Source organism: Thalassotalea sp. PP2-459 (assembly GCF_001913705.1).
Classification (GTDB): domain Bacteria; phylum Pseudomonadota; class Gammaproteobacteria; order Enterobacterales; family Alteromonadaceae; genus Thalassotalea_C; species Thalassotalea_C hakodatensis.
In genome coordinates, this window is the sequence record NZ_MKQD01000020.1 from 1 (window position 1) to 532 (window position 532).

Sequence of the window (532 nt, forward strand, 5' to 3'; positions counted from 1 at the left end):
TGTAAGAAATTGGAGCGGCTAACGAGACTCGAACTCGTGACATTCACGTTGGCAACGTGATGCTCTACCAACTGAGCTACAGCCGCTTCATATTATTCACTCTATTTCTAGAGTAGCATGAGCAAGTAACGAGACTAACTCTCTGTACCTTAGTGGCATTCACATTGAAAACAATGCGCTACCAACTGAGTTACAGTCGCTTAAACAGTATTAAATTGGAGCGGCTAACGAGACTCGAACTCGTGACATTCACGTTGGCAACGTGATGCTCTACCAACTGAGCTACAGCCGCTTCATTTAAGTGCTGCGCATAATAGCGCAAGCTTTTTTTATAATTCAACTACTGACGTAGGATGAAATGGTACCCGGGGCCGGACTTGAACCGGCACGCTGTTACCAGCGAGGGATTTTAAATCCCTTGTGTCTACCAATTCCACCACCCGGGCAAAGTGGAGGCGGGTCCCGGAGTCGAACCGAGGTCCACGGATTTGCAATCCGCTGCATAGCCACTCTGCCAACCCGCCGTTTCATC

General features: G+C 48.7%; 4 tRNA genes. All 4 read right to left on the minus strand.

Annotated elements, in window-relative coordinates:
* Window positions 1-10: 10 nt before the first annotated feature.
* Window positions 11-86 (minus strand) — tRNA-Gly (locus BI291_RS04355).
* A gap of 130 nt (window positions 87-216) precedes the next feature.
* Window positions 217-292: transfer RNA gene (locus BI291_RS04360), tRNA-Gly, on the minus strand.
* A 67-nt stretch (window positions 293-359) separates the two neighbouring features.
* Window positions 360-446 (minus strand) — tRNA-Leu (locus BI291_RS04365).
* Between the two features lie 4 nt (window positions 447-450).
* Window positions 451-524, minus strand: a tRNA-Cys gene (locus tag BI291_RS04370).
* Window positions 525-532: the final 8 nt, after the last annotated feature.